The organism is Kribbella turkmenica (genome assembly GCF_004348725.1).
In the GTDB taxonomy this organism is placed as follows: domain Bacteria; phylum Actinomycetota; class Actinomycetes; order Propionibacteriales; family Kribbellaceae; genus Kribbella; species Kribbella turkmenica.
This window is the reverse complement of the sequence record NZ_SMKR01000280.1, coordinates 1-4,516: the sequence shown is the minus strand read 5'-3', so window position 1 is coordinate 4,516 and position 4,516 is coordinate 1. Positions and strand designations below refer to the sequence as shown.

General features: G+C 71.3%; 4 protein-coding genes. 1 reads left to right on the top strand and 3 read right to left on the bottom strand.

Translation table 11 applies throughout. The features are described from left to right. Positions 1 to 130 precede the first annotated feature (130 nt). The gene (locus E1218_RS34900; RefSeq protein WP_132327310.1) at positions 131 to 1,240 is read right to left on the bottom strand and encodes an HAD-IIA family hydrolase; all 1,110 of its coding nucleotides are present in this window, start codon (positions 1,238 to 1,240) and stop codon (positions 131 to 133) included. A 24-nt stretch (positions 1,241 to 1,264) separates the two neighbouring features. Between E1218_RS34900 and E1218_RS34895 the strand changes: the two genes are divergently transcribed. After that, positions 1,265 to 2,437 (top strand): DUF1015 domain-containing protein, encoded by a 1,173-nt coding sequence (locus E1218_RS34895; RefSeq protein ID WP_132327309.1) that lies wholly within the window; start codon positions 1,265 to 1,267, stop codon positions 2,435 to 2,437. Here E1218_RS34895 and E1218_RS34890 read toward each other — a convergent pair whose 3' ends face one another. Both E1218_RS34890 and E1218_RS34885 read right to left on the bottom strand, forming a co-directional pair. Next, a complete protein-coding gene (locus tag E1218_RS34890) occupies positions 2,438 to 3,316 on the bottom strand; it encodes a CHAD domain-containing protein (RefSeq protein ID WP_132327308.1) in 879 nt (292 codons plus the stop codon). It abuts the gene before it with no gap. 53 nt (positions 3,317 to 3,369) lie between these two features. Then, on the bottom strand, positions 3,370 to 4,248 hold the full coding sequence (locus E1218_RS34885) for a hypothetical protein (RefSeq protein WP_132327307.1): 879 nt from the start codon (positions 4,246 to 4,248) through the stop codon (positions 3,370 to 3,372). Between the last annotated feature and the right edge of the window lie 268 nt (positions 4,249 to 4,516).

The following is a 4,516-nucleotide window of genomic DNA, read 5'->3' as shown; positions in this document are numbered from 1 at the left end:
CAATACCACCCACCCCCGCCACCACACTCCGCGGCTCAGGTGGGTTGCCCCACCAGCAGGTGGGTTGACCAGCCGGAATCCGGGTCACCAACCCACACGCGGGTGGGTTGACCCACCAGATCGGGCCGGGTCAGGAGTCCAGACCGACCCGGTGCAGGGCGGCGTCGATGGCGATCGAACCCGGCTCGGCCGCGGGCCTGGGCAGCGGCCGGCGGCCACGCCCGGCGTTCTTGGCGGCCTTGGCGACCGGCTTGGCCGGTGCGTCGACCGCGGCCCACACCGCCGACAGGATCGCCCGCAGACCGTCGTACGGCTCGCCCTCGCCCTTCACGCTGACCGCGTTGTTCACGACCTCGGCGGTCCAGCCCCCACAGGTGTGCCGCCCGCGTTCGACGGTCACACCGGGCTGTTTCTCGGCCAGCGCTCCGAGCCCGGCCGCGACGTACGTCGGCCGCTGGTGCTTCGGCGCCCGGGCGAGATCGTGCGCGTCGTGGACGCCGGTCGCCACCCACAGGCTCGGGATCCCGACCGCGTTCGCGCCCTCGATGTCGGAGTCCAACCGGTCGCCGATCATCAACGGCCGCTCGGCCCCGAGCCGCTCGATACTCGTCTCCAGCAACGGTGTCTCCGGCTTGCCGGCCACGATCGGGTCCACGTCGACGGCCGCCCGGATCGCCTGCACCAGCGTCCCGTTGCCCGGAGCCATGCCCGCCGCGGTCGGAATCGTCAGGTCCAGGTTGGTCGCGTACCATTTCGCGCCCTCGTTGATCGCGTGCGCGCCGTCCGCGAGCATCACCCAGTTCACGTCCGGGTGGAAGCCCTGGACGACGGCGACCGGGTGCGAGTCGCTGCTCCGGACCGGCTTCAGCCCGTACTCCTCCAGCGCCGACGTCAGACCCTCACCGCCGACGACGAGCACCGGGGACCGCTGCGGGAACTCGGCCGCGACCAGCTTCGCGGCCGCCTGCGCGGACGTCACCACGTCGTCGGCGATCACATCCAGCCCGAACGACGCGAGGTGCTCGGCGACGACCCGCGCCGGCCGGCTGGCGTTGTTGGTGATGTAGCCGATCCGCAGGCCCTCCTTGGCGGCCTTGCGCAGGTTCTCCGCCGCGTCCGGGACCGGGTCCGGCCCGACGTACACGACACCGTCGAGGTCAAGCAGCGCGACGTCGTACCGGGCGGCGAGCGGTTCGTCACACGCCGACAGCGGCGCGGGTGCGGTGCGTTCCGTGCTCATGCTTCCCCCCGTACGATGCCGCCCATGCCAGCAAGCGGGCCGGATCCGAACGGGAGCGCGTTGCGGCTCGAACCGTTGCGTGCCTGGCGGTTCGTGGCCGGCAAGGTGAGTGCGCTCGGCGCCGTCACGTCTCCGCCGTACGACGTACTGGAACCCGCCATCGTCCGGCGGTTGACTGACTCTGATCTGCACAACATGGTGAGGCTCATCCTTCCACGCGATCCGGACCTCGGCCCCGGCCGGTACGACGAGCCCGCACGACGGTTGGCCGAGTGGCAACGAGCCGGTGTCGTGATCCAGGACCAGCGGCCTGCGCTGTACGTCTACGAGCAGCGACTGGGCAACGCCGTACTGTGCGGACTGGTCGGTGCACTCGGCCTGGATCCGGCCCGGCGAGTGGTGCTGCCGCACGAGGGCGTGATGCCGCACTGGGTCGACGACCGGCTCGAACTCATGGAGGCGACGGACGCCGACCTGGAGCCGATCCTGCTCGCGTACGGCGACGGCGGGGCGGCCAGCGACGCGGTGGATCGCGCCCGCGCCGGGGAGCCGTGGCTGGAGGCCGACACCGAGAACGGCGCGCAGCACCGCATCTGGCGGATCGAGGATCCGGCCGAGTTGGCCACGATCGGTGCCGAGTTGGCCAAGCACGAGGCGCTGATTGCCGACGGCCACCACCGCTATGCGGCGTACCTGGAGCGCCACCGGCGTGAGCCGGCCCGTGCGAGCACCGCGGTCGGTCTGGCGATGCTGGTCGACTACGACCGCCATCCGTTGACGCTGGAGCCGATCCACCGGGTCATCCCCGGGCTGGACCTCGCCACCGTCTCCGGCCGTACGCCGGCGGGCTGGCAGGTGCTGCGTGGCCGGGTCGACGGTGTACCCGACCGGATAGCTGTGACTGACGGCTCGGACTGGGTGACACTGCGCTCGACACGCGGTCAGGAGGCGCCGACGGTCGCACTGCTGCACGACGTACTGCTGCCGGCGTGGGGTGTGGTCGAGGTGGAGATCAGCTTCCACCACGCCCTGAGCGACGCACTGGCCCTGGCTGGACCTCAGCAGGCCGTTGTCGAGCTCGCAGCGCCCAAGATGGACCAGGTACTGCGCTCGGCCGTGCAGGGCGTCGTACTGCCGCAGAAGGCCACGTCGTTCGGCCCCAAACCGCGAGTGGGCCTGCTGTTCCGGACGCTCTGACTACGGCCGGTGGTACAGGCTGAGGAATTCCTCGCGCAGCGGCTTGCGAGCCGCACGCTGGCGCTCGGTGAGCCGACCGAGGGTGAACGACAGCTCAGGGTCGTCCTGCGCGGCCGCCTCCCTGGCCATCGCGGTCAGCGCGTCCGCGGCGGCGCAGTGGTCCTGATGCTGTCCGAGCAACTCCTGGTACTTGGCGGCGTGGGTGGCCGTCTCCTTCGCCTCGTCACCGAGTACGGCGGCGCTGGTGTCGGCGGCGTACCGGACTCGCTTGGCGAGCAGGCGTACCTCGTGCCAGTCGTCGTCGACGGTCCAGGGCTTGAGCTTGTCGGCCTGCTGGGTGAACGTGTGGTTGGCCGCGTTCAGCAGTTGGGGCAGGACCTCGCTGCACGGCTTGCCGGCCTTCGGCTTGAGGAGCGGAGACGCTGCGACCGCCTCCAGCGTCTGCAGGAGCATCGCCGTCCCCTCGCCGGTGACCACCTCGGCCGATCGCGCCGCTGCCCGGTCCAGCCCGAGGGTGAGGGTCGTCAGGATCGTCTCGACATGCTCCGGGTCGTCCTCGCTGGTGGTGGACTCGCGCACGAGCGCCGCGATCACCTCGAGGTCCCGCGTTTCGCCACACGCGTTCGCCAGCGCGGCCAGCTCGCCTCGGAGCTCCTGGGCCCAGTCTCCCGCCAGCAGCTTCCGGAACAGCCTCAGGTCGCTCCGCAGCCGGCGACACGACACCCGTACCTGGTGGATCGCGTCGTCCTCCGACTTCTCCACCATGAGGATGGCGCCCCGCAGCCGGGTCGTTCCCTTCGTGAGCGCGTTCGCCACCAGCACTCCGACCGGAGTCTCCGCCGACAACGGACCGCTCCAGCCACCGGCACTCTCCACCATCGCCCCATTCTCCCCGCCCGAGGCGAACACAGCCGACGCTCCGAGCGCGCCGCCTACTCCGAGGCCCGCTCCGACTTCTCCCCGGATGGCTCAACCTCCCCGTCCAGCGCGTCATCCACCACCGACGCGTCAACGCCACCGTCTCCGGTCACCCCCGCAGCTTCCCGCTCGTCGTCGGCCGCATCGCGCTCGTCCGCGAGCTCATCGCGCTCGTCCTCGACCTCGTCGGCCTCATCGACCTCGTCGGCCTCATCGCGCTCGTCGTCAGCCTCGTCGAGCTCGTCGTCGGCTTCGTCGTACGAGTCGTCGTAGTCGTCGTCCTCGTCGAGGTCGGTGAACTCCAGGCCCTCCAGCTGGGCTGCGCGCTCGGCGGCCCCGGTGGCGCCGTCGGCATCGACACCGGCAGCACGGTGGAACCAAATCAGTGCCTCCTCCGTACGCCCACCCTCCTCGAGCGCGTCGGCGTACGCGTACCGCAGCCGCGGCAACCACTCGGCGCGAGTGCGCTTGGTCAGCTCCGGCACCTCGAGCGTCTGAATCGCCGCCGCCGTCTGCTTCATGTCCCGCCGCGCCCCGGCCGCCACGATCAGCAGCTCGATCTGCGTCGCCTCCGACAGATCCCGGACATGCTTGTCCCGCGTCAGCGTCAGCGCCTTCTCCGGCCGCCCGAGCGCCCGCTCGCAGTCCGCCATCATCGCGAGAACCTCGTGGTTCCCGGTCATCCGCCGTACCGCCCGGAACTCGGTCAGCGCCTCGTCGTAGTGCTCAGCCAGGTACGCCGTGATCGCCACAGCCTCCCGTACGCCGCCGAGCCGCGCAGCCAACCGCCGAGCGGTCCGCGCGTGCAGGTACGCCCGCTCCGGATCGTCGTCGAGGAACCGCCCGGACGCGACCAGGTGCTGCGCGACCAGATCCGCCAGACCGCGCGGCAACGACCGCAGCTCAGCCTTGACCGACCGGTCCAGCTCGGCTCCGGTGATGCCCTCCGGGATCGCCGGATCATCCCGCCGCGGCCCAGCCTTCTCCTCTACGTCACGCTCGCCCCGCCGGCCACCAGCCCGCTCGTCCCGGCGGAACCCGCCACGTCCCCCCGCACGCTCATCCCGCCGTCCTCCACGCTCACCACGGCCGGCACCGCTCCCACGTTCCGGCCCCCGACCACCACGCTCGTCCCGTCCCGCCAGCTCGTCTCGACGGTAC

Bases quoted from the DNA above. Each gene is read 5' to 3' on its own strand.
- E1218_RS34900 (WP_132327310.1), bottom strand. From the start codon at position 1,240: ATGAGCACGGAACGCACCGCACCCGCGCCGCTGTCGGCGTGTGACGAA.
- E1218_RS34895 (WP_132327309.1), top strand. From the start codon at position 1,265: ATGCCAGCAAGCGGGCCGGATCCGAACGGGAGCGCGTTGCGGCTCGAA.
- E1218_RS34890 (WP_132327308.1), bottom strand. From the start codon at position 3,316: ATGGTGGAGAGTGCCGGTGGCTGGAGCGGTCCGTTGTCGGCGGAGACT.